Genomic DNA, 24,456 nt, shown 5'->3' on the forward strand with positions numbered 1-24,456 from the left:
TAGATAGGGCCCAAAGCTGATGATTATTTTGGTACTCCGTTTTGTTATTGCCTTTATTTTAAAACGTAAATTTCCTCATTTGATTCAACAAAAAGAAGAATTCCCTTAGTTAGTACTAAAAAGAATTCTTCTTTCAATCAATTATTAATAAGAATGTGACCCGTTAATAAATTCCGATTTTCGTTTCTGAAACAATGTAATCCACCACGGCTTTCAAATCATTTGTTTGTTCAAAAACAGCCAGCTGCCTGTCTGCGCCTGTGCCCATTTCCAGTATCTGGTGAATATATTCGATCTCTTTTCTGCTTCCCAATTCGTCAATTACGTCATCAATAAATTCCAGTAATTCTACCACTAGTAATTTATATTCGACTTCTTCCTGTTTTCCAAAATCGATCAGTTTTCCGCTGATGCCGTAACGCGCTGCGCGCCATTTGTTTTCATTGATCAACATGCGGTGATATGGCCGGAAACTGAGGTTCATGCGGTGCAGTTTATGGATTTTGGCCACAAGCGCCTGCATAATAGCGGCCAGACAAATGGTTTCATCCGTACGCATAGGTACATCACACATCCGGAATTCGATGGTATTGAAAAAAGGATGAAGCCTGATATCCCACCAGATTTTTTTACCGTTATCGATACATTTTGTCTTGACCAACAGATTTATATATTCATCGTATTCAGCTGCACTTGAAAAATAATCGGGAATACCGGTTCTTGGAAATTTGTCAAAAACCTTGGATCTATATGACTTAAACCCCGTATTTCGGCCACACCAAAACGGCGAATTCGTAGACAATGCATAAATATGGGGTAGGAAATATCTTACAGCATTCATGATTTCAATTCCCTCGTTTCGGTTTTCTATTCCAACATGCACGTGCAAACCAAAAATCAGATTTCCTCTGGCCACATCACGCATCTCGTCAATAATTTCATCATAACGCGGATCGGGAGTGATCAACTGTTCCACCCAGTCCGCAAACGGATGGGTTCCGGCGGCTCCCACCTGTAAATCTTGCTTGGCAGCCAGATCCAGGATCATTTTACGCAGATAGGTAACTTCCTCTCTGGCCTCCTGGATGTTATGACAAATATTGGTACCTACTTCCACCACTGCCTGGTGCATTTCAGCCTTTACCCGTTCTTTCAGCGTTATTTTCCCGTCTTCAACTAATTTAGACATGTGGGAACGCAGATTTCTGGTAACAGGGTCAATCGTTTGAAATTCTTCTTCAATTCCGAGTGTGAAAGTCGCCATATTTTGATGCTGAGGTTAGTAATATATTGGCTGCTATTTCTTTTTTGTCGTTTTGCTGCTTGCTTTTTTAGGAGTTTCCGCTGTTACCGCTTTTGGAGTCACCGCTTTTTTTGTTGTAACTTTTACAGCCGGTTTAGCGGGTGCAGTTTCTTTTGCTTCCACTTTTTCAGGCGCAGCTTTTCTTTTCGGGATTTCTTCAAAGGCAATCGGAGCTGGTGCTTTTTCCTTCACGGCCGCAACTGGTGCAGGGGTTTCAGTAGTTTCTGTTTTTGCAACAGTTTCTTTTTTCGGCTTAACCGTTTTTGCTGCAACCACTTCAGTTGCTTTCGGGGCAATTTCCGGAGCTTGCAAAGAAACACCAACAGAGTCTTTTATAAATGTTCCCCATGTCAGGTTTGTCTGGCCGGATTTATGACTTTTCGCCCGGTCAATTGCCATGTTTGCTGCGGCCTCAACAACCCATTCGAAGTTATCGTTACCAACAGAATAAATATCCGCATCCGGCGCCGGATTACAGAAATCAATAGCAATGGGAATTCCGTCCCGTACAGCAAATTCCACCGTATTAAAATCGTAACCCAAAGCAATATTCAGTTTCAAAGTATATTCCTTGATCGTTGCCAAAAGTTTTTCAGCTTCTTCGCCTTTTGCTTTTATTTCGGAAGCATAACGCAGGTGATGGGGATTTCTCGGTTCGTAAGGCATGATCAACACATCTTTCTGACCAATACAGTAGCAGCGAAAATAATCTTCAAACTGGATTTCTTCCTGAAGCATCATGATCAACTGACCCGTTTCCTCATGTTTTCTCCACATATCATGCGGATCGTTCACCTGATAAACACTCTTCCAGCCACCACCATCATGTGGTTTCATATAAGCAGGGAATCCTATATATTGAAACATTTCTTCCCAGGCTAACGGGAATTTTAGATTTCGAAATGAAGTTTCCGAAGTATCCGTTGGTCTTTCCTTTGAAGGAATTAAAACGGTTTTTGGGACGGGTACCCCGATTTTTTCGGCCAGTGCGTTATTAAAAAACTTTTCATCTGCGCTCCACCAGAAAGGATTATTAATTACGGCAGTGCCGCATAAAGCTGCATTTTTGAGATAAGCCCTGTAAAACGGAACATCCTGTGAAATCCTGTCAATGATTACAGCATATTCAGTTGGATCGGCCTGGACGACTTTTTCGATTGTTACTGCTTCTGCAATAATATCTTTTTCACCCTTACTGTTAACGCGATCTATAAATGCCTGTGGAAAGGTATTTTCCATTCCAAAGAGTATTCCGATTTTTTTCATAATGACTTGTTGTTAATGATTTTGATTGTTAAATGGTGGTATCTACGAGGGATTTTAATATTTTTATTTTTTCCAAATATCAAAATGGTGCAAAAGAGCCAAATTGGCTCACATAATTCTGCTCAGATAATCAGGAAACATTTTGTTCCAAAGTTGCCAGTCATGTTTTTCCCAGCCCCTGATATCCAGCCAGTGGTCGATACCTTTTGAACTGAGAATATTCGACATCTTAATATTACTCTCCAGACAAATATCCCAGTCGGAAGTACCCAGCACAATCTTCATATGGTTATACCGCCAGCTTTGTTCGTTTGGCATAAAATCCACCGGATTGCTGAAATAGACGTTGTCATCATAAAAGCCGTCCATGAAATTACGTATATCAAAAGCTCCGCTCATACTCACCAGGTAAGCCACAGTATCAGGATGCCGAAAAGCAAAATTGGCAGAGTGGAAACCGCCGAAACTGCATCCTGCAACACCAATTTTATCTACGCGACATTCATTCCGGATATAAGGAACAAGTTCGTTTGTAAGAAATTTATCATACTGAATGTGATTTAAAACACGGGCTTCGGGATTTAAATGTTTTGCATACCAGGAATCTGCATCTACTGAATCAATACAATAAATTTTATATTTTCCCGAATCAACAAGACCACGGACCGACTCGATTAGTCCCATATCTTTTGCCTGATAATATCGTCCAAGTGTTGTGGGAAATACTAAAATCGGATAACCCCAGCTGCCATACACCAGCATCTCGATATCACGTCCGAGATGGTGTGAGTAATATTTTATATGTTTTTCCTCCAATGTGAGCAGATTTTTATGGTTGATGTTGAAATATACAAAACATATAATAAGAAGCAAATAAGTAAATATTGCGAATAAACAAGGGCTGTTTAATTCAAAAGGCAAATTTTCTTAAAAGTCGGAAAAAGTGAAAACTGATAAAAGTGATATATTTTTGAGTGAAAAAAAAGTTGGATGACCGGGAGAAAGTAAAAATCTTCCGATATAATTTTTAAAATAAATGTAATAGTGTATTTTGTAACTAAATACTACTTAGATTTTTAGTTATAAACCGCGCCAGCTATGAAAACTGTAAGTTTATACATCCTGCTATTATTTACATTTAATTCGGGTACAGCTTCCGCCCAAAAGAAGATGTTCAAGGGCCGTGTAATAGATGAAGAAACGAATAAGCCGCTAGAATTTGTCTCAGTGTACATAACCAATTCAACGATTGGTACTTTAACAAATGACAACGGAGGCTTTTCCTTAATGCTGGATCCCGGGAAATATGAGGTCGTGGTTTCGTTGGTAGGGTACGCACCTATCGTTCATCCCATAATGATTAAAAACGATGAAATGGCCATGACGCCAGTTTTGTTTAAAATTCCACAGCAGGCCTATGCATTAGATGCAATTTCTGTTACCGGTAAGCGTGATGCTTCCTGGTATTCGAATCTGAGGTTGTTTAAGGATTATTTTTTAGGTAAAAGTGCAATTGCCCAAAAATGTAAATTGCTTAATCCTGATGCGTTGATAACGGAATTTAATGTTGAAAAACAAACATTAACGGTCACCGCCAAAGAACCTTTGAAAATCCAAAATCCTGAGTTGGGATATAACATCAACTTCTTATTGATCGCATTTGTGTTGAATAAAAGCGAAGGTTATGTAAGTTATTTGGGCTATCCGCATTTCGAACCAATGGATGGGAAAGACTCGCAAAAGCGGCAATGGGCAGAAAAACGGTTAGAAGTATTTCAAGGTTCTTCGATGCATTTCGCACGGTCACTCAGAGACCAAAAATTACAGCAGGAGGGATTTCGGGTAACCAGAGCTATAACATATGGAGATGTGTCTTATGACGAATATCTTTCTTATCCTGACAATGAAGCGAAGATGGAATTTAAAGGAGCGTTGCGGGTTGTTTATCTCCGCAAAATGGAAGACCTTGAATATGTTTACGCTAACAATAGCTCAGGTATTAAAAAAGCGTCATATCAAACGTCAACCATAACATTAAAAGATCAGTATGTCCTTTTGGATAAAAACGGAAGGTTTGAAAAACCCCTTGGGATCATATTTAATGGATATTGGAGCTGGGATAAAGTAGGGGATATGTTACCGTTTGACTATTTTCCGCAACCGGAATAATTTTAATCTTTCTTTTATTAAAACACTGCATCTGTTACCTTGTTGCTTTATCGTTTTTCCAGTTTATTTTGATTTCATCCGATCCCCATCTTTTGTGTATTGAGCAAAGCATATCTTCTTTGTTTCTTCATCGCGAAGTTCTTATCTCAATAAGGCTTCCTGTACATTATAATGAAGCACGCCAATATCCATTGCTTTTAATAAACGACGGGCAGGATTTTGAAGCGCTCCGGATGAATCATATTCTTACCGATTTACAAATTAATGAGACAATCCAACCCGTTATCGTTGTAGGTATTCATGCCGGAACAGATCGCTTGCAGGAATATGGAACGGTTTGTAAGCCTGATTATGCCCACCGCGGAAGCAAGGCAGGCGCTACTACCGATTTTGTATTGAAGGAATTACTGTCTTTTTTAAACGAAAATTATCCGATTGAAACGCAAAATATCACCTATGCCGGATTTTCTCTTGGTGGTTTGATGGCGCTTGATATGGTTTGGAATCATTCGGATGTTTTTTCAAAAACCGGGATATTTTCGGGTGCGTTATGGTGGAGGCAAAAGGCGCTGGATGCAGGATACAGGGATATTGACCGTATCATGCACGAACAGATCAGGAATTCGCAAACAAAACAGGATTTGAGATTCTGGTTTCAGACCGGTACCAATGACGAAACCGACGACCGCGATCATGATGGTATTATTGATTCAATCCAGGATACGCTGGAATGTATAGCCGAACTCGAACGGAAAGGATTTGCCTGGGGGAAAGATATTAATTATTGTGAAACGATAGGAGGGGAACATAATCCTGAGACCTGGTCTCGTGCAATGCCTGATTTCCTGATCTGGGCATTTGGAAAATAATTTCATGAAAAGCGGGTTTGTTTTTCCGCTTCTCATGAATAATATATTATAAAGAAGTCAGGAACTTCATAGTGTCAACAGAATCTGCATAATCGGATAGCTCAGGCTCTTGTGTATGTCCAAAAGGAATTGCGTTGGGGAAATTGTTTTTGTCTCCCACAACACATTGGATTTTCCCCGAATTTTCTTCAAGATAACCTTTCATGGATTCCATGTTTTCATAGGTTTCGTAATGAACAACACTGATAGGAGATACCATTGCCGGACTTTCAGTCAGCATTAAAAATCCATTATCATAATGAAGAACACGATTTACCAGTAAAATGGATTTGTTGTATTCGTAGTTATTGAAGTATTTGTGGTGATTAAGACACAGATGATCAAAGGATTGAATAGATTCGAAAAACTTGGTAAAATCATATCCTTTGGGAACATAGAGCTTGGAAACATTTCTGCATCCGAGGCCAAAATATTGTAAAATATCATTGCCCAAAGCGTGCAATTCATTTTCGCTTTCGTTACCACTGATCACGGCCAGTGAAGTCCGGTTCTTCCTGATTATATTCGGTTTTTTTGAAAAATAATAGTGAAAATATCGTGCGGTATTATCGCTTCCGGTGGCAATGTAAGCGTCAGAATCATTAAGTCTGTCTACGAAAAATATGCAATCAGAAAAGGCTGGTTCTATCTCGATAAGTTTTTCCAGGAGAGCGGGAATCAGGACAGGGTCATCTGAACTGGGTTTTGCCAGTAATTTATGTCCGCTGATCAAAACACATAATACATCGTGAAACCCAACAGCCGGAATGTTGCCGGCCATGATAACACCGATTTTCCGGTAAGTTTCAGGTTCCGGATATTTTTCAACCCAGGCAACAAGGGTTTCTTCCGACAGAAAGCGGGTGGCAATTGCATTTAACGACCCAAGCACATTGACCGGCGTAAACCAGTTGTTTTTTCTATTGGCACTAATGGCCAATTCCTGAAGATAGTCCCCGTTTTTAGGGTCTTTCAAAAAATTTCCTAACTTAATAAAGGCATTTATGCGTTGAATTCTTGATATCATTCCAGGGAAACTAAAAATAATTAAATTTGTAAATCTGTTTTTATTTTTCTGATTGTCGGGAAACTTTAAATAGTTATATTTGTTAGTCTATTAAGGAGAAAAATAGGAACAAATATAAACAATCCGGCGACTATGGCTATAATGATAACCGATGAATGCATAAATTGTGGGGCGTGCGAGCCAGAGTGCCCCAATACGGCTATTTATGAAGGAGGTGTAGAATGGACTTGGGGGGATGGTACGAGTTTGGACGAGGTAGATTTTGGAGACGGCACCGTTATCAGCGGTAAAGAAAAACAGTCACCTGTTTCTGACGAATTCTATTATATAGTAACAGATAAATGTACCGAGTGTGTAGGCTTTCATGAAGAACCGCAATGCGCTGCCGTTTGCCCGGTGGATTGCTGCGTGCCTGATCCTGAAAATGAGGAAGAGGAAGAAACTTTACTGGCTAAAAAAGCTTGGATGCATGGTGAATAAGCCATAATTACCAGTTAATGCTTTAAAGACCCACTCAACAGTGGGTCTTTTTTTGTGCCCTGTTTTTTTTTAATAGTAAAATAATAATAAAATTTCTTAATTAATAGCTTGGACATTATTTAATAAAATTTTGTAATAGTATGCAAATACAGAATAAATTAAAATTTATTAAAATGTAGATTTTGTTATAATTATGTTTTAATATTGATAAAAAAGAGTACAAAAAAAGGAAAATTGACGATTTCATGATAAAAAATGACTATATTATTTGATAAATATAATTTTAGTACAATATTTGGTACGTAAATAATCAGTGAAACTATTAAATACGTAAACAGAAGAAAATTATGAAAAAGGTCTATTGTACAGTATTATCTTTAATGATCCCCTTTTTGGGTTTTAGTAAGTCGGGTTTGGATGAAGAGAAAAAAGCCAAAACAACAGAAACTAGCAAAATTGAGGAGGTAAAAGAAGAAGGTGAAGAAGGAAAAGGATCTTTTGCGTTTTCTGGTTATTTAGATTCTTATTACATGGCCAACTTTAACAAGCCGGCTTCACGATCAAATCTTGGCCAGGCTAACGCTCGGGTTTTTGATATAAAATCCGGACAGTTTTCACTAGGACTTGTTCAGGCCAAAGCAGTTTACACCAATTCAAAGTCAGAAGCAGTTGTGGATCTGACGTTTGGGCCTAATGCGGATTTGGGTAACTATGGTAACCTTCTGAGTCCTCTTAATTCATCAAAAACAGGAACCGCGCTTGCCATCAAACAAGCTTACTTTACTTACAAGTTTACTGATAAGTTCTCTATGACAGCGGGACAATTCGGAACGCATATCGGATATGAAGTAATTGATGCGCCTGCCAACTTTAACTACTCACTTTCAAACTTATTTAACAACGGGCCATTTTATCACATGGGGGTTAAGGCAACTTACGCTTTCACTGATAAAGTTTCATTAATGGCTGGTGTAGTTAACAACGTAGATGGTTTGGGAGATAACAACCGCAAAAAGGGAATTATTTCTCAGTTATTTATTTCACCTGTTACGGGCTGGAATGTCTATCTTAATTTTATCAATAGTAACGAAGCTAATCCGGGTTCTGACGGAGATTCACCAAAAGCACATTACCGGGTATTCGATGTTACTTCAAGTTATCAGGTTACCCCAAAATTCCTTGTTGGAGTAAATGCAGCATTGGGTTCTCAAAAAGGAGATTATCAGGGAGCAGGTGGTCCTGATAATTCCAAATCATGGGGTGGTGCAGCGATTTACTCGAATGTAGCCATCACAGATAATTTCGCAATCGGTGCGCGTTATGAATATTTTGATAACGATAATGGTGTTAGAGCCTTACTTGCTTATCCAAATGGAAAATTGGACGGTGCAACAGGTATTGGAACTCACGTAAATTCTGTAACTTTAACAGGTAACATTGGTCTTGCAGACGGACACATCCTTATCAAACCTGAGTTCCGTCTTGATGCTTATCCAAAAGCGAGCGGTACTAAGGAACAACAATTTGAAGATTCCGATGGAAATTTCACTAAAAGCAGTCAGACAACGTTTGGAATTGCTTTCATTTATAAATTTTAATTCACCTTCTTAAATCAAAACAATCGAAATCTCTACAAAACAATGGAAAAACGTAATTATTTACCACTGATTATTTTACTGGTAATTGCTCTGCTGGGAGCTTTTGTTCCTAGCGTGCCTACCAAAATTGTCACTGAGGGCTTAGATTCAGGCGATATCGCCTGGATGTTGGTATCATCCGCACTGGTACTGTTAATGACTCCCGGTTTAGCTTATTTCTATGGAGGGATGGTTAATAACAAAAATGTTATCTCCACCATGCTTCAAAGCTTTATCGCGATGGGTGTCATTAGCGTTCTTTGGGTTGTAGTTGGTTTCAGTCTTGCTTTTGGTGAAGATGTTGGAGGCTTTATCGGTAACCCGACGACTCACTTTATGTTTAAAGGAGTGTTGGATGGTCCTGCTTTCGGAACAATTCCTTTCGCGTTATTTGCGATGTTCCAAATGAAATTCGCTGTCATTACACCTGCACTTATTACGGGTTCTATGGCTGAACGTGTTAATTTCCGCTCTTATGTACTTTTCATGATCCTGTTCTGCGTGTTCGTTTATGCACCGCTTGCTCACATGACATGGCATGCAGATGGTATCCTTTTCAAAATGGGTGTTCTTGACTTTGCGGGTGGAACTGTTGTACACATGTCTGCTGGCTGGGCTGCTTTGGCTGGCGCAATGTATCTGAAAAGACGTAAATCTGTACTTGAATCTCACGTATTGCCTCCTGCTAATATTCCTTACGTTCTTTTGGGAACTGGTTTACTTTGGTTCGGATGGTTCGGTTTCAACGCCGGTTCTGCTTTGACTGCTTCTCCTTTGGCTGTTTCCGCTTTCGCTGCTACTAACACGGCTGCCGGTGCTGCTGGTTTGGCTTGGGTATTGTTTGATGTTGCAAGGGGCAAAAAAGTTTCTGCTCTTGGATTCTGTATCGGTGCGGTTGTAGGTCTTGTGGCTATCACACCTGCTGCTGGTTTCGTAACGGTTCCTTCGTCTATCTTCATCGGTGCAGTTGCTGCATGTATCAGTAACTACGTTGCTCACCTTCGTACACGTTCAACTTTGGATGATACACTTGACGTGTTCCCTTGCCATGGTGTTGGTGGAATGGTTGGTATGTTGATGACTGGTATTTTCGCAACAAGCGCAGTGAACCCATTGGTAACTGATCAAGGTCTTGCTTTCGGTGAAACTACACTTTTCATCAATCACGTGATTGCATTGGTAGGTGTATCTGTATTCGCTTTCGGAGGCTCATTCCTTCTTTTGAAAATCACAGACCTTATCTTGCCACTTCGTGTATCTGAAACTGACGAAAAAGTTGGTTTGGATATCAGTCAGCATGATGAGTTCCTTGTAGAAGCATAAGAATTCAAAACTATACAAAGAACGACCGGCAGAATATTCTGCCGGTCGTTCTTTGTATAGAAGGATTTGTAAAATAATCTTAACCTAAAACAGGAATTTAGAACTGAAATCCAGGAATGAAACCTGATTGCTAAAAGCTATTGTTAATGTGCAGGCTCATAATGATCAGATTCCATTACTTCCATCAAACCTGACTCGTTAAGATTTACGTACTGGATTTCCTTTGTTTCGTTGATCAGCAAAGGATCGTATTTTACAGCAACACGAATATAGTTTTCGGTAAAGCCAAGCATTTGTCCGTTTTGAATTTCGTCTTCAAATAAAACAGTACCGGTTTTTCCAATCTGTGATTCATAAAAATGTCTCTTTTTCTTTTCTGAAAGAATATGAAGCATTTTGGAGCGCTCTGCTCTTTCAGATTTTGGGACTACTGGTTTAATAGTCACCGCCAAAGTGTTTTCTCTTTCTGAATAGGTGAAAACGTGCAGATAGGAAATGTTCAGCTCATTCAGGAACTGATAACTTTCCAGAAATAATTCATACGTTTCTCCCGGATGGCCCACAATTACATCCACACCGATGCAACAATCAGGCATTAATGATTTTATTTTGGCTACTCTTTCCACGTACAATTCTCTGCGGTATCTCCGGCGCATCAGCGACAAAACCTTATTGGATCCCGATTGTAAAGGAATATGGAAGTGAGGAACAAAACGTTTCGACTGCGCTACAAATTCAATAACTTCATCTGTCAGCAAATTAGGTTCGATAGAAGAAATCCTGAATCTTGATATTCCTTCCACTTCATCCAGTGCTTTGATCAGATCCAGAAACGTTTCTTTTTTCTCACCATTCTGAATACCAAAATCTCCTATATTAACCCCCGTAAGTACGATTTCCTTCACGTCTCTTGCAGCAATATCGTTGGCAGCTTTAACAATATTGGCAATAGTATCTGAACGACTTTTTCCGCGAGCCAGAGGAATTGTACAATAGGCACAAGGGTAGTCGCAACCATCCTGGACTTTCAGAAAAGTACGGGTGCGGTCGTTTAGCGAATAAGAAGTATGGTATTCTACCGCATCTTCGATAGGAGAGGCAAGAATTTTAGCAGTTTGATTGACTGGTTCTTTTTCAAAAGTATCCAGCAATTCCACCAGACGGAATTTTTCTGCTGCACCCAAAACTGCATCAACGCCTGGAATTTCGGCGATTTCGGCAGGTTTTAGTTGAGCATAACAACCAATGATGGCGACATACCCATCTGCATTTATTTTTTGGGCTTCGCGAACGATTTTACGGCATTTTTTATCCGCATTTTCCGTCACAGAGCATGTATTGATGATAAATATATCCGGCTTATCGTTGAATTCAACTTTGTAATAACCCTTATCTTCAAACATTCTCGCGATCGAAGAACTTTCAGAGTAATTAAGTTTGCAACCCAGCGTATAAAAAGCGACTTTTTTCATAGTATTTACAATAAGACTGCAAAATTACACTTTTTCCGCTTAACGCTTCAAATAATCACCAAAAGAAGCTTGTAAATAGGATTTTCCGTAGTCAACCTCTTCTGGTTTGAGATTCCCTGATTTCTCAGTAATGTTTCCCCCAATATTATCCCTGACAATAAATCCGTTGGGACGCATCCAGCCAAAACCATTCATAAAGGCAAAATAAGCAAATGAAGTACGGTTTGTCATGAAAATGTCATTACTCCAGTTGAATGTTTTTGAAGGTAAATTCAATTGATTTAGTAAAGTCGCGGCCAAATCAGTTTGTGAACACAACGAGTCTATCGTAATATTCTTTTTTTTCAAAACTCCGCCAAGCCATAACATAGGAATATGAAACTCGTTGGGTTTCGAAGCTGGCTTTTCTGGTAAAGGATGGCCGTGATCCGCTAATATGACAATAAGCGTATTCTTCCACCAAGGTTTTGTTTTGGCATTTTTGATAAATTCGCCAATAGAAGCATCCGAGTAACGATGTGCATTGAGGAATAAATGTTCCTGGTCATTTCCCGGAATAACCGTTTTTACAGGAACTTCAAAAGGTTCGTGACTGCTGAGTGTAAAAAGTGTTGTAAAAAATGGCTGTTTTTTTTGATCAAGATCAGTTAGGAACTTATTCAAAACCACATGGTCGTGAGCACCCCATTTAGAATTCATATCAGCCCCATTAAAAGCATTTTTGTCAACAATGGTGTTAAATCCCTGTTGTAAAAAATACGTTTTCATGTTGGCAAACTCAGTTTCTCCACCATAATAAAAGGATGTATTATAACCGAAATCTCTAAATTCCCTGGGCAGCGAAGGAAGAGAAACTGTTTTATTTGGTATTTTTATAATAGAAGTGGTCGGTTGCGCCGGATATCCGCTGAGTATTGCCACCATGCCTTTATCACTTCGGTTTCCGCTGGCGTACATATTTGTAAAAAGAATTCCTTCTTTTGTCAGCGCATCAAATTGTGGCGTGATACCAGGCACTCCATTTAATTTTTCAACGATTTTTGCTGTAAAACTTTCCCAGATAATAATGATAAGATTAACAGGCGCATTGGTTGTGTCAATCAATTGTTCATGTTCTATTCCGTGATGATATAATGATGTTACCGTAGCTTTTGCTTTATCCTCAGGGAAATAATTGAATGGATTATGTTTGTCAAATCCTTCATTGAGCAACGATCGGCTATAATTCCAGGGCACATTGACAGCCGCATAGTTGGCAAAACTTTTGTTGGAAAAATATACTGCACTTTCGTTCATTGGTGCTAACTGAAAACCCCCGCGAATTGGAATTACAAGTACGGCAGCCAGAAAAATGAAAAGTAATGCAGTGAAAACCGGTGATGATCCGGAGAAATATGGTATCGTCCTTTTTTGAATGGTAAATAAAATTTTGATAACCAGAACGAGAAGTAAAATCAATAAAACCAAAAGTGGGAAAACGGGCGCAGCACCCATGGAAGCAAAAGCTTCCTTGGGCGTTTTTAAATATATAAGTGATGTAGCGTCGATCCGGAAACCCCAGGCACGAAATAATTCCAGGTCAAAAATAGTAAGCAAGACCATGAAAAATGCGACGATTGCGCTATACCAATGTAAGAAATTTTGATACCATTTCCACTTTATGCTGCTGGCTGCAATGAGCAGTGTAGGTATCATTAGAATATAACCCGAAAAAGAAATATCCATTCTTAATCCGTGCAATGCACTTTGGACAAGCAGGGCGCCGCCAAGATCAAGAGATTTTTTGAAATGGTAAATAAAAAAAATGATGCGGAAGAGTTGAAAGAACAATATCCAGCTCAACCCGTACAAGGCCAGAAATCGAATTCTTTTCAGCATGTTAGGGGAATAAATTGCAAAAATCAAAAAAATATCTTGAATTTGACACTTGTTGTAACTTATAAAATGAAAAATCAGAAAAATTCATGCAGTTTTGATGCTTAGTATCCCGAAATAAATAATTTTGGCAAGAAATACTATTAATTCACCATACTTATGACATTTCGTTCCAAAGCGTTTGAGATTGCACTGAGCCGTGTTGCACCCGTTCTGACGCCACCTACCGAAAAGGTAGCTGACCTTTACGGCAGTAATACTTTTAGCGATGATGTGATGAGAACCTTACTCTCCCAGGAAGCTTATATTAAAATTTCAAATGCGATTCGTTCAGGATCAACCATCGACAGAGAAGTTGCGGAAGAAGTTTCCGCGGCTATGAAATCATGGGCGATTTCCAAAGGAGCAACGCATTATACACACTGGTTTCAACCGTTGACAGGAAGTACTGCTGAAAAACATGATTCTTTTTTTGATTTAACAATTGACGGAAAAGCCGTTGAGAAATTTAAAGGCAGTGCATTAGTACAACAGGAACCTGATGCCTCGTCGTTTCCTAGTGGCGGGTTGCGTGCTACTTTTGAAGCGCGGGGTTATACTGGCTGGGACCCAAGTTCTCCCGCTTTTCTGATGGATAATGGGGCAGGGGGAAAAACATTATGTATACCGTCTGTATTTATTTCTTACACGGGTGAAGCGCTTGATTATAAGGCGCCATTACTCCGGTCACTCGTGATGCTGGATAAAGCTGCGACATCGGTTTGTCAGTTTTTTAATCGTGATGTAGATAAAGTAACGCCGACGCTGGGTATTGAGCAGGAATATTTTCTGGTTGATAAAGCTTTATATTACGCCCGTCCTGATTTGTTGATGACAGGAAGAACGGTTTTTGGCCATAGCCCTGCGCGCGGCCAGCAATTGGACGATCATTATTTCGGGTCCATTTCGCCGCGTGTGAATGCTTTTATGGTGGATTTTGAATTTGAAGCACTGAAACTTGGTATTCCGGTTCGGACAAGACATAATGAAGTAGCACCGGGACAATTTGAATGTGCACCAACTTTTGAAGAAGTTAACCTAGCCATCGACCATAATGCTTTGCTGATGGATCTGATGCAAAAAATCGGAGAGAAGCATAATTTTCAGGTTTTATTTCATGAGAAACCTTTTGCAGGAATAAACGGCAGCGGAAAACATAATAACTGGTCATTGTCAACAGATACAGGAATTAACTTACTGGCACCAACAACAAAGCCAAAAGAGAATCTACGCTTCCTGACATTTTTGCTTAATGTTGTAAAAGCGGTTCATGATCACGCGGATTTGCTGCGTGCTTCTATTTCATCAGCAGGAAATGAACATCGTTTGGGAGCAAATGAGGCGCCGCCATCAATAGTTTCTGTATTTTTGGGTGGAGAACTGACCAATATGCTTGAAGAATTGGTTAGTAAGGGAGAAATTACACTTGAAAAAGGCGAAAACTTTTATTATAAGCTGGGTATTACAAGAATACCTAACTTGCAACGAGATAATACAGACAGGAACAGAACTTCTCCTTTTTGTTTTACGGGGAATAAATTTGAATACAGGGCCGTTGGCAGTGCGTTAAACAGCGCTTCGCCTATGATTGTTTTGAATACAATTGTTGCTAATCAGCTGACTGAATTCAAACGGGAAATGGACGAAAGGCTTAATGCGGGAGAGGAAAAAAAGGTAGCGACAGTCACAATTCTTAAAAGATATTTTAAAGAATCAAAAAAAATACTGTTTGAAGGAAACGGTTATTCCGAGGAATGGGTTGAAGAGGCTAAAAGAAGAGGATTAAGTAATATCAGTGCGACGTATGATGCGCTTTATGCTTATGTTACTGAAAGTACAATTAAGGCATTTGAAAAAATGGGCGTGTTGTCTTCCAGAGAGTTACATGCCCGTTATGAAATTGAACTTGAAAATTATGTTAAGAAATTACAAATAGAATCAAGGGTAATAAGTGACCTGGCGTTAAATCACGTCGTATCAACGGTTGTCAAATACCAATTTAAACTGGCGCAGACGGCACGTGCGCTAACAGATCTGGAAATGCTGGAAGAAGCGGAACCGATCAAGGAAATAATCAAGGATATTTCTTCACATGTGGTGGTCATTAAAAGGCTGGTTGGTGAAATGACAGAAAGCCGGAAGACGGCTAATAATGTTGAAGATTTATTTGAGCGCGCCCGTTTTTATGGTTCAACAGTAAAAGGATATTTTGATGAGATCAGATATCACGTGGATAAACTGGAATTGCTGATCGATGATGAAGACTGGCCACTTGCCAAATACAGGGAAATGCTATTTTTAGAATAATTATTTTTACCATTGCTTTAAAACAATAATCAAATCAAAACTATGAATCCGGGATTCGATCCAGAAGAAATTGCACAGCTTAAACGGGAATGTAAAGCTGAACGATTGAACTTTGTGTATGTGACAGACGAGTTCGAAGACGATGAAGAAGAAAATAACGAACATGCCCACGTTCAGTTTGTAGGTTCTTACAAAGATAAAGAGGTGGTTTATGACTTGTTAATTTATACTTTAAGATTACACCATTCCACTTTGGTGTATGATGCGGCTTTGGAAAGATTAAAGCTCCAGATGCCAGACTATATTTCTCCTGATGAAAGAGGAGAGAATGATGTGGTGGATTTTGATAAGGACGAAGAAGCTGAAATTCTGCTTACTGAATTTATTGAAGAAATTGAGGAAAACGAAGAAATATCGGTTCGCGAGCATGTTGAGGTTGACGATAAATTTGATTACGGAATCGGTCTGGAAGTTGGATTGAATAAAACTGAAATAAATGATAAAATCATTAATGATTTTATCATTCGTTACAATTCAGGACGTTTGCAGCTTGATCCGAATGTTTATTCTTTTTCGACTGAGGATGAAGAATAATTTCGTTTGAATAATATCATAACAACAAAAAAACCACCATTAAGGTGGTTTTTTTGTTGTTATCGTAAAATAACTATTTCTTAAACAGCTCCTTTAACAGTTTTGATAATACGAGCAGCTACTTTATAAGGATCAGCGGCAGAGTTTGGACGACGATCTTCAAGGTATCCGCTCCATCCTTTTTGAGGAACAAGAACAGGGATACGAATTGAAGCACCACGGTCAGAAACACCGTAGCTGAAATCATGAATACTTGCAGTTTCATGTTTTCCAGTCAAACGAAGGTGGTTATCAGCACCATAAACTTCTATGTGTTCTTTAACAACAGGACGGAAAGCTTCGCATACTTTATCGAATGTTTCTTTGCTGCCAGCGGTTCTCAATACATTGTTTGAGAAGTTAGCGTGCATTCCGCTTCCGTTCCAGTCAAGAGCTCCTAGTGGTTTTGGATGCCAGTTGATAGAAACACCATATTTTTCACCGATACGCTCCAAAAGGTAACGTCCCAACCAGATTTCGTCTCCGGCTTGTTTTGCTCCTTTTGCGAACATTTGGAATTCCCACTGACCAGCCGCAACTTCTGCATTGATACCTTCAATGTTAAGACCTGCTTCGATACAAGCGTCAAGGTGTTCTTCAATAATTTCGCGTCCGTATGCATTTTGAGCACCTACTGAACAATAGTAAGGGCCTTGTGGTGCAGGGTAACCGTTTGCCGGAAATCCTAGTGGCTTATTAGTTTCGATGTCCCAAAGAAAATACTCCTGTTCAAAACCGAACCAGAAATCGTTGTCATCATCTTCAATCGTAGCTCTGCCATTTGAAACGTGAGGGGTTCCGTCAGCGTTAAGTACCTCGCACATAACAAGGTATCCGTCCTTACGTTGCGGATCCGGAATAAGATAAACAGGTTTCAATAGACAGTCAGAAGAACCACCAGCTGCTTGCTCGGTAGATGAACCATCAAACGACCAATTGCTTAGATCTTCAAGTTTACCACTAAAGTCGCTTTCAATTTTGGTTTTGCTGCGTAAACTTTGGGTTGGCTTATAGCCGTCCAGCCAAATGTATTCCAGCTTAGATTTTGACATAATAATACTAGATAAAGTGGTGACGAATTAATATTACGACACAATATTAATGCTAAAATGTATTTCTAAAAAATAAAATCTAACAAATTTTAATCTAATACAGAATAAAATTGCGAGTATGGTAGTATTTTCAGTAAATAATGTACTTTTTCTATAAAATCAGCTAAGATTTAAAAATAAACCTTTCAAAACGCAATTGTGTATTTATATCATAATTAGGGTTTATATTAATAAGTATTTTTAAAAATAATGAAAAAATACAAAAAACGGGTTTTCATCTACTTTTGGTCAAATCTTAGTATAGTCACTTTTTGACTACGAAGTGATTACATAATTATTAGCTATTTTTGGAAAAAAATCGAGGCTGTTGCTTTCGGAAATTAAATTAGATTATGCATTTATTTTTTCAGCCTGATCCAAAGGTTTTTGAATTGGATGAAGAGGAGTCTCGTCACTGTACAAAAGTGCTGAGGCTAACTTCCGGGGATATTATTTATGTGACCGACGGTAAGGGGCGTCTTCAAAAATGCCGGCTTAATATTGGCAGAAAAAACGTTACTTATGAAGCAGTTGAATCAAGTTTCATACCAAAAAGATCATATAATGTACACATTGCGGTAGCTCCAACGCGAAAAGCGGAACGGAACGAATGGATGGTGGAGAAGATGACTGAAATGGGCGTGGACCGTATCGATTTTATTGTGACAGAACATACCCACCGCGAAACTGTGTCACGTGTCGTCAATATGGCCCGCCTAAATCGTATTGCGGCATCTGCAATGAAACAATCACAACAATATTATATGCCGGAAATCAGATTGGTTACAGATTTTCCTTCGTTTATAAAGGAATGCGAGGATGGTACTCGTCTGATCGCCTATGTTCCGGACAATCATTTGACAGAACATGTTATTAAAAAAGTCAAAAAGCATTCTAATACAATATTATTGATAGGACCTGAGGGGGATTTTTCCCCGGAAGAAGTTATATTAGCAACAACCAACGGATTTGAGGCTGTTTCTTTGGGTGCTACCAGATTAAGAACTGAGACGGCTGCGGTTGCCGGCTGCCACGCTATTAATCTGGCACAATTACTTTGAAAGAGATTTACAAATACACGAAGGTGCGAGATATTCAATCCGGCACTACTTAGTTTCATTAAAGATATTATGGTGAAAAGCATCTTTTGGAAGAAATCGTTTTTGGTAATTATTTTGCTGACTGCTGCATTATCCGGCTGGGCGCAGTCTTCTCTGAAAATTGCTAAACTGAAATATGGTGGCGGAGGTGATTGGTATGCCAATAAAACATCGCTTCCAAATCTGATCCGGTTCGGTAATTCGGAGCTTAAAATGAATATTAATCCGGTTGAAGATGTGGTGGAAGTTGGGAGCCCGGATTTATTTACCTATCCTTTTGTGCATATGACGGGCCACGGCAACGTCGTTTTTACTGATGCAGAAGCCAGAAATTTGCGGAATTACCTGCTTGCAGGTGGTTTTCTGCATATTGACGATAATTATGGTTTGGATCCGTTTATCCGCAGGGAAATGAAAAAAGTCTTTCCTGAATTATCTTTTGTCGAACTTCCTTTTGATCATCAGATCTATCACTTGAAATATGATTTTCCCAATGGTTTACCAAAAGTTCACGAGCATGATGGGAAACAGCCGCAAGGTTTCGGGTTAATTTATCAGGGCCGTTTATTATGCTTTTATTCTTACGAATGTGATTTAGGAAACGGTTGGGAGGATCAAAGTGTTTATAAAGATCCGGAAGAGCTCCGTCGTAAAGCTTTACAAATGGGAGCCAATCTCCTTGATTATGCATTTACGATTTTGTAATATCCCAAGTTTGACATAGTATTTTAGGAATATTATAGAATGAATATAAATAAGTGTGCAAATTAACGGGTAATGATGGTGGAATTCTGCCTTGTTACAATTAAATTTGTGTCATTATTCCGTTTTTAACCATCAGATCTTTTCATGTATATAGTTCTTGCCGTTTTTGTTGTACACTGGTACTTGTCTCTTTTTTGTCAAACATTCTTTTTGCACCGTTATTCAGCTCATAAAATGTTTATAATGAGCAAGCCATGGGAGCGGTTTTTTTATCTGTTAACTTATTTGTCGCAAGGGTCGTCTTATTTGAGTCCTCGTGCCTATGCAATACTTCATCGTATGCATCATGCATTCAGTGATACAGAAAAAGATCCGCACTCTCCGCATCACACAAAAAATGTGTTTACAATGATGTGGGAGACAAAAGATATCTACAACGCAGTTCTGAATCGTAAAAGAGCGATTGAAACACAATTCGAGCGTAATTATCCTGAATGGAATTTTATTGAAAAACTGGGAGATTCCTGGGTTTCAAGAACTGGCTGGGCGATTTTATATTCTGCTTTTTATATATTGGCTTACATCTATCTGGATATGCACTGGGTGTTTTTCTTCTTGTTACCGATACATTTTTTGATGGGTCCAATCCATGGTGCTATTGTTAACTGGAGTGGTCACAAGTATGGTTATCAGAATTTTGATAATGATGACAAATCTAAGAATTCGCTGATTTTTGATTTTCTTATGATGGGAGAATTGTTCCAGAACAATCACCACAAACGCCCCAATTCAATCAATTTTGGTTCAAAATGGTTTGAAGTTGATCCGACTTATCCGGTAATTAAAATGCTTAACAAGCTGAAAATTATTGAGATTCGTAAGAAGAGCTAAATAATAAATAATCATAACAAAAAAGGCAATGAACAATTAATTGTTCATTGCCTTTTTTGTTATGATTATATTAATGCCGTAGGTATGACGGATATTGTAGCCATGGATTTTAATCCATGGATGGCCACAAAAAAACTTTGGCAGGTGTGAGTGACACCTGCCAAGTTTGCTTATTAACACCACAAAAAATGAAATCTAATTTTACGCGTTCGATGAAAAAAGTCTGACGCTTAAAGAACATTACAAATTAAACACGTAATCCTTAAGATGGACTTAAGGATAAATTAGAATTTGCTTAGAGGCGAATAAAATCTATAATAAAGGTTGTTCCCTTAGGCTGGTTGGTTTGAATAGAGACATACCCGTTGTGTAGTTTGACGATTCTTTCAACCAAAGAAAGTCCGATGCCGTAACCTTTCACATTGGCTGTATTGTCACCGCGATAAAACGGCTGAAAAATAAGATTTTGATCCTGTACCGGGATTCCCTTGCCATTGTCGGCAAAACGCAGATTCAGTTTTTTTGAAGAAGCGTGTAAAGTAATCTTCACCATCTGGTTTTCTGAAAACTTGCAGGCATTATCCATTAAGTTCAGAAAGGCAGTTTTTAATAAAGTTGAATTTCCAGCAATTTCCAGCCATGTATCATCATCAGGAAGCTCGTCCAGATTAAGCTGAATATTGTAAGCAGGATTTGCCTGACTCAGACTTTGTCTGCAATCCCAGAGTAAATCATCAATTCTGACTATTTCCGTCAAAAGATCTCGCTGGTCTTCGCTCACTTTGGCAAGTTCAAGTAAAGTATTTGAAAGTTGCGCAAGTTCCTGAACATCTTCGAGCACGGATTGAATTGTAACCTGATAATCCTTCGTACTACGCTCTTTTAGCATACTTACTTCCAGCTGTGACCTTATTTTGGTTAAAGGATTTTTGAGCTCATGCGAAACGTTGGCAACAAATATTTTCTGCATCTGAAAAGCCGTTTCAATCCGGTCCAAAAGTTTGTTGAATGTCGTTGACAAACGGCCGATTTCATCTTTTTGGTTAGGAATCTCTAATCTTGTGTCGAGCTTTTGAGGCAAAATTCCTTCTACGGCGTTCATAACCTTTGAAATTGGACGAAGCGCTCGTTTAGCGAAGACCCAGCCCGCAAGTCCGACAATAGCTGTTACAATAAGATACAAAACTGTAAGCAGCGTATTTAAGTTGGACAAATTCGCCTGGCCGTACAAATCCTGAGCGCCCAGCATAACGACCGCCCGGTTGAAAGGATATTTGTAATAAAGCCCTACAACTTTATAGTCACCATCGGTATAACGGATTTCTCCGGATTTCCGGATTTCATCCAGCCAGTAATTTGAAACGTGAATTGATTTGGTAACAGCGTTTGTATTGGTATAAATAAGCCTGTTTTTTTCATCAAAAATCAGGATATTTTCATTGTATATAAGGTCACGGTTGGACCCTTCCAATGCCCGCAAAACTTCGGTGTTTACCTGGGGGACTTTTAGTAAGAGCTCGGCTGTGGATTTGGCCTTTGATCTTAACCTGTCGTAAAAATCCTCTGTAACGTTATTGTAGGTAAAATAATAGATCGCAAAAAATGTAACCAATAAAATGCCGCTTACAAGCAAGGAGAACTGGATCGTAAGTCGGGTACGGATTTGCATGGTTTACTCGATTTTAAGCACATAGCCCATTCCAAACTGTGTATGAATCAGTTTTACCGGGTAATCTTTGTCGATTTTTTTACGAAGATAATTGACGTAAACCTCAATCACATTGGTACCCGTATCAAACCCGATATCCCAAACCTGCTCTGCAATTTCAACTTTTGAAACAACACGCCCCTGATTTCTGATTAAATAAACAAGCAAATTAAATTCTCTCGCCGTAAGGTTAATTTTATTTCCGGATCGGTGAACCGTCTTAGCATCCATGGATACTTCGATATCAGCAAAACGTAAAATTTGTGCAGTCTGAGAAATCGTTGAGCCACGTTTTGTCAGCGCACGAACACGGGCAAGCAGTTCTTTAAACTCAAATGGTTTTACAAGATAGTCGTCCGCTCCTGCATCAAGTCCTGTCACTTTATCATCCGTTGAGCCAAGAGCCGTCAGCATTAAAATCGGCGTTTCGTCACCGGAGTGACGCAGTTCCCTGCAAAGTTCTATGCCGTTGATTCCAGGAATAATGATATCACTGATAATTAACTGATAGCCGCCTTTCTTAGCCAGTTGTTTTCCAATCAGGCCGTCGTATGCTATATCAACCTCATACCCATTTTCTTCAAGTCCTTGTTTCAGGGATTGAACGGTTTTCGGTTCATCTTCTATCAGTAGTAATTTCATTTATTGGGTAAAAATAATTCGGAAACTTCCTGCCAGCTCGACACACGTCGAAATGTTTTGTCAGAAAGATTGTGCGTTGCTGTAAATAAAATCCCTTCGCCCTTAAAAGCATTCAGGTTGCGAACCTGGTCATCTATCAGATAGTCGGAATGAATAATACTTTTATGACCACAGAAAACAATATTGGACCAGGGTATGAAACTGAAATGTTTTTGGAGCCAGTCAAATTTATCCTTAAACGAATTTGGAAATTCCATAGCGGCTGTGGCAACATAAATTTCATAGAATCCGGAAAGTTTCAAAATCGTTTCCCGGGCATCTTTCTTAACCGGAATGTCGGCAAAAAAACCCGGCTCATTCATGATCCTTTTGATCCGTGTTAATTGTTTCGGATGAAGTAATTCCCTTAGTGACTTTGTTTCAAGATCTATTTTAGTCAAAGCCGTATCGAAATCTTTCAGAACGATATCCGACAGTTTTCCATGCGTATCGGCCATCACATCATCCATATCCAAAGTGAGTCTCAGCATTTAGACGAGCGTTCTATGGGCATCAAAATTTTCAAGATAATCAGAAACCCTTTTCACAAACATACCGCCAAGTGAACCGTCAACAACGCGATGGTCATAAGAATGAGAAATAAACATCAGACTTCTTATGCCGAGCAAATCTCCCTGTAAGGTTTCTATAACGGCCGGTTTCTTTTTTATTGCGCCAAAAGCCATAATAGCAACCTGCGGCTGAACAATAATTGGCGTCCCCATTAAATTCCCAAAAGCACCAATATTGGAAACTGTATAAGTTCCGCCGGCAAGGTCATCCGCTTTCAATTTATTTTCACGCGCTCTTTTCGCCAGTTCATTTACTTTCCGAGCTAATCCAGCCAGATCATATTGATCGGCGTGATGAATCACAGGAACGATCAGATTACCATCGGGTAAAGCAACAGCCATTCCGATATTGATATCTTTCTTTTTGATAATATTGTCGCCCTCAACCGAAATATTGATCAATGGATAGTCCTTAATAGCCTTTACAACAGCCTCGATCAAAATCGGCGTGAATGTGATACTATCACCTGATTTTTTTCTAAAATCATTTTTGATCGCATCTCTCCATTTTACCACCGTAGTCATATCGGTTTCTATGAACGAGGTAACGTGTGCAGAAATGCGTTTTGATTCACTCATACGGGAAGAAATCATCTTCCTCATGCGATCCATCTCAATAATTTCGGATGAACCGTTCAGTGACGTAGCTTTTACAGGCGCTGTCTGAACAACTTCTTTTTTAGTATTTGTCCGGTCACTCAGGTAAGAAATAATATCGTTTTTGGTAACACGGTTTTCAGCGCCGGTACCTTGAATACTGGCCAGCTCTTGTGCACTTAGATTTTCTTCACGGGCAATACTTAATACCAGCGGCGAATAAAATGTGCTCGACTCAGAACCGCTTTTCAGTAAAAGTTCAGCGGCAACCGTTTCAGAAGTCTTATGGACGGCATTATGAATGTCCTTTTCGAGAAATGCAACCGCATCAAAAGCAGGATCATCAAAACTTGCCTTTGGAGAATCATCAGGAGTTTCATCACCTTCCTCTACCTGAATATGAGCCACAGGACTTCCTATAGCAACTACGTCGCCTTCTTTTACAAGCCATTCGATTAACACACCGGAATAGGGCGAGGGAACCTCCGTATCCACTTTATCCGTGGCCACTTCCAGGACAGAATCGTCAGCCGTTATTGAATCTCCCTCTTTGTTAAGAAGCGTCAACACGGTACATTCCATAATACTCTCACCCAAAGCGGGCATTAACATTTCAACTATTTTCATATTTTTCTATATTTCATCTCCACAACCGAACCCCACGATATTATG

General features: G+C 39.3%; 21 protein-coding genes. 10 read left to right on the forward strand and 11 right to left on the reverse strand.

Going from position 1 to position 24,456, the window contains the following annotated elements:
• Positions 1-163: 163 nt before the first annotated feature.
• From FDK13_RS25735 to FDK13_RS25745, 3 genes are all read right to left on the reverse strand, one after another.
• Complete coding sequence (locus FDK13_RS25735; protein ID WP_137342892.1) at positions 164-1,264, reverse strand: carboxylate-amine ligase; 1,101 nt, start codon at positions 1,262-1,264, stop codon at positions 164-166.
• 33 nt (positions 1,265-1,297) lie between these two features.
• Positions 1,298-2,569 (reverse strand): ATP-grasp domain-containing protein, encoded by a 1,272-nt coding sequence (locus tag FDK13_RS25740; protein ID WP_229216217.1) that lies wholly within the window; start codon positions 2,567-2,569, stop codon positions 1,298-1,300.
• Between the two features lie 108 nt (positions 2,570-2,677).
• Positions 2,678-3,385 (reverse strand): esterase family protein, encoded by a 708-nt coding sequence (locus FDK13_RS25745; protein ID WP_137342893.1) that lies wholly within the window; start codon positions 3,383-3,385, stop codon positions 2,678-2,680.
• A 282-nt stretch (positions 3,386-3,667) separates the two neighbouring features.
• On the opposite strand from FDK13_RS25745, the gene FDK13_RS25750 reads away from it, so the two are divergent.
• Both FDK13_RS25750 and FDK13_RS25755 read left to right on the forward strand, forming a co-directional pair.
• On the forward strand, positions 3,668-4,738 hold the full coding sequence (locus FDK13_RS25750; RefSeq protein ID WP_137342894.1) for a carboxypeptidase-like regulatory domain-containing protein: 1,071 nt from the start codon (positions 3,668-3,670) through the stop codon (positions 4,736-4,738).
• A 119-nt stretch (positions 4,739-4,857) separates the two neighbouring features.
• Positions 4,858-5,607, forward strand: a complete 750-nt coding sequence (locus FDK13_RS25755; protein WP_229216218.1) for an alpha/beta hydrolase — start codon at positions 4,858-4,860, stop codon at positions 5,605-5,607.
• Positions 5,608-5,653: 46 nt separating this feature from the next.
• Here FDK13_RS25755 and FDK13_RS25760 read toward each other — a convergent pair whose 3' ends face one another.
• Positions 5,654-6,673 (reverse strand): acyl-CoA reductase, encoded by a 1,020-nt coding sequence (locus FDK13_RS25760; RefSeq protein ID WP_170982920.1) that lies wholly within the window; start codon positions 6,671-6,673, stop codon positions 5,654-5,656.
• Between the two features lie 132 nt (positions 6,674-6,805).
• On the opposite strand from FDK13_RS25760, the gene FDK13_RS25765 reads away from it, so the two are divergent.
• From FDK13_RS25765 to FDK13_RS25775, 3 genes are all read left to right on the forward strand, one after another.
• The gene (locus FDK13_RS25765) at positions 6,806-7,153 is read left to right on the forward strand and encodes a 4Fe-4S binding protein (protein ID WP_137342895.1); all 348 of its coding nucleotides are present in this window, start codon (positions 6,806-6,808) and stop codon (positions 7,151-7,153) included.
• 347 nt (positions 7,154-7,500) lie between these two features.
• Complete coding sequence (locus tag FDK13_RS25770) at positions 7,501-8,751, forward strand: porin (RefSeq protein ID WP_229216219.1); 1,251 nt, start codon at positions 7,501-7,503, stop codon at positions 8,749-8,751.
• A 42-nt stretch (positions 8,752-8,793) separates the two neighbouring features.
• Positions 8,794-10,113 carry an ammonium transporter gene (locus FDK13_RS25775; protein WP_137342896.1) on the forward strand — a complete coding sequence of 440 codons (1,320 nt, stop codon included), beginning with the start codon at positions 8,794-8,796 and terminating at the stop codon, positions 10,111-10,113.
• 143 nt (positions 10,114-10,256) lie between these two features.
• Here FDK13_RS25775 and mtaB read toward each other — a convergent pair whose 3' ends face one another.
• Together mtaB and FDK13_RS25785 are read right to left on the reverse strand one after the other, a co-directional pair.
• Positions 10,257-11,585 carry a tRNA (N(6)-L-threonylcarbamoyladenosine(37)-C(2))-methylthiotransferase MtaB gene (gene mtaB / locus FDK13_RS25780; RefSeq protein WP_137342897.1) on the reverse strand — a complete coding sequence of 443 codons (1,329 nt, stop codon included), beginning with the start codon at positions 11,583-11,585 and terminating at the stop codon, positions 10,257-10,259.
• Positions 11,586-11,624: 39 nt separating this feature from the next.
• Positions 11,625-13,463, reverse strand: coding sequence for an LTA synthase family protein (locus tag FDK13_RS25785; protein ID WP_137342898.1), 1,839 nt, complete (start codon positions 13,461-13,463; stop codon positions 11,625-11,627).
• A gap of 156 nt (positions 13,464-13,619) precedes the next feature.
• On the opposite strand from FDK13_RS25785, the gene FDK13_RS25790 reads away from it, so the two are divergent.
• Both FDK13_RS25790 and FDK13_RS25795 read left to right on the forward strand, forming a co-directional pair.
• Positions 13,620-15,806 carry a glutamine synthetase III family protein gene (locus tag FDK13_RS25790; protein WP_137342899.1) on the forward strand — a complete coding sequence of 729 codons (2,187 nt, stop codon included), beginning with the start codon at positions 13,620-13,622 and terminating at the stop codon, positions 15,804-15,806.
• A 42-nt stretch (positions 15,807-15,848) separates the two neighbouring features.
• On the forward strand, positions 15,849-16,400 hold the full coding sequence (locus FDK13_RS25795) for a hypothetical protein (protein ID WP_137342900.1): 552 nt from the start codon (positions 15,849-15,851) through the stop codon (positions 16,398-16,400).
• An 80-nt stretch (positions 16,401-16,480) separates the two neighbouring features.
• Here FDK13_RS25795 and FDK13_RS25800 read toward each other — a convergent pair whose 3' ends face one another.
• Positions 16,481-17,491, reverse strand: coding sequence for a glutamine synthetase beta-grasp domain-containing protein (locus FDK13_RS25800; RefSeq protein WP_137342901.1), 1,011 nt, complete (start codon positions 17,489-17,491; stop codon positions 16,481-16,483).
• 392 nt (positions 17,492-17,883) lie between these two features.
• Here FDK13_RS25800 and FDK13_RS25805 point away from each other — a divergent pair, with 392 nt between their 5' ends.
• The 3 genes from FDK13_RS25805 to FDK13_RS25815 all read left to right on the forward strand — a co-directional run bounded on the left by FDK13_RS25805 (position 17,884) and on the right by FDK13_RS25815 (position 20,226).
• Positions 17,884-18,591 (forward strand): RsmE family RNA methyltransferase, encoded by a 708-nt coding sequence (locus tag FDK13_RS25805; protein WP_137342902.1) that lies wholly within the window; start codon positions 17,884-17,886, stop codon positions 18,589-18,591.
• A 69-nt stretch (positions 18,592-18,660) separates the two neighbouring features.
• Complete coding sequence (locus FDK13_RS25810; protein ID WP_137342903.1) at positions 18,661-19,335, forward strand: DUF4159 domain-containing protein; 675 nt, start codon at positions 18,661-18,663, stop codon at positions 19,333-19,335.
• Positions 19,336-19,479: 144 nt separating this feature from the next.
• Positions 19,480-20,226: an acyl-CoA desaturase gene (locus FDK13_RS25815; protein ID WP_137342904.1), complete on the forward strand. Its 747-nt coding sequence runs from the start codon at positions 19,480-19,482 to the stop codon at positions 20,224-20,226.
• Between the two features lie 295 nt (positions 20,227-20,521).
• On the opposite strand, the gene FDK13_RS25820 is transcribed toward FDK13_RS25815, so the two are convergent.
• From FDK13_RS25820 to FDK13_RS25835, 4 genes are read right to left on the reverse strand one after another with little or no spacing between them, the layout of a single operon-like run.
• Entirely contained in the window at positions 20,522-21,895 is a 1,374-nt protein-coding gene (locus FDK13_RS25820; protein ID WP_137342905.1) for a sensor histidine kinase, read from the reverse strand.
• Positions 21,896-21,898: 3 nt separating this feature from the next.
• Complete coding sequence (locus FDK13_RS25825) at positions 21,899-22,576, reverse strand: response regulator (RefSeq protein ID WP_137342906.1); 678 nt, start codon at positions 22,574-22,576, stop codon at positions 21,899-21,901.
• A complete protein-coding gene (locus tag FDK13_RS25830; RefSeq protein ID WP_137342907.1) occupies positions 22,573-23,106 on the reverse strand; it encodes a 5' nucleotidase, NT5C type in 534 nt (177 codons plus the stop codon). Before FDK13_RS25830 ends, FDK13_RS25825 begins: the two co-directional genes overlap by 4 nt.
• Positions 23,107-24,411 (reverse strand): dihydrolipoamide acetyltransferase family protein, encoded by a 1,305-nt coding sequence (locus FDK13_RS25835; protein WP_137342908.1) that lies wholly within the window; start codon positions 24,409-24,411, stop codon positions 23,107-23,109. It lies immediately after the preceding gene.
• Between the last annotated feature and the right edge of the window lie 45 nt (positions 24,412-24,456).

The sequence above is a fragment of the Dyadobacter frigoris genome, from assembly GCF_005280585.1.
Classification (GTDB): Bacteria; Bacteroidota; Bacteroidia; order Cytophagales; family Spirosomataceae; genus Dyadobacter; species Dyadobacter frigoris.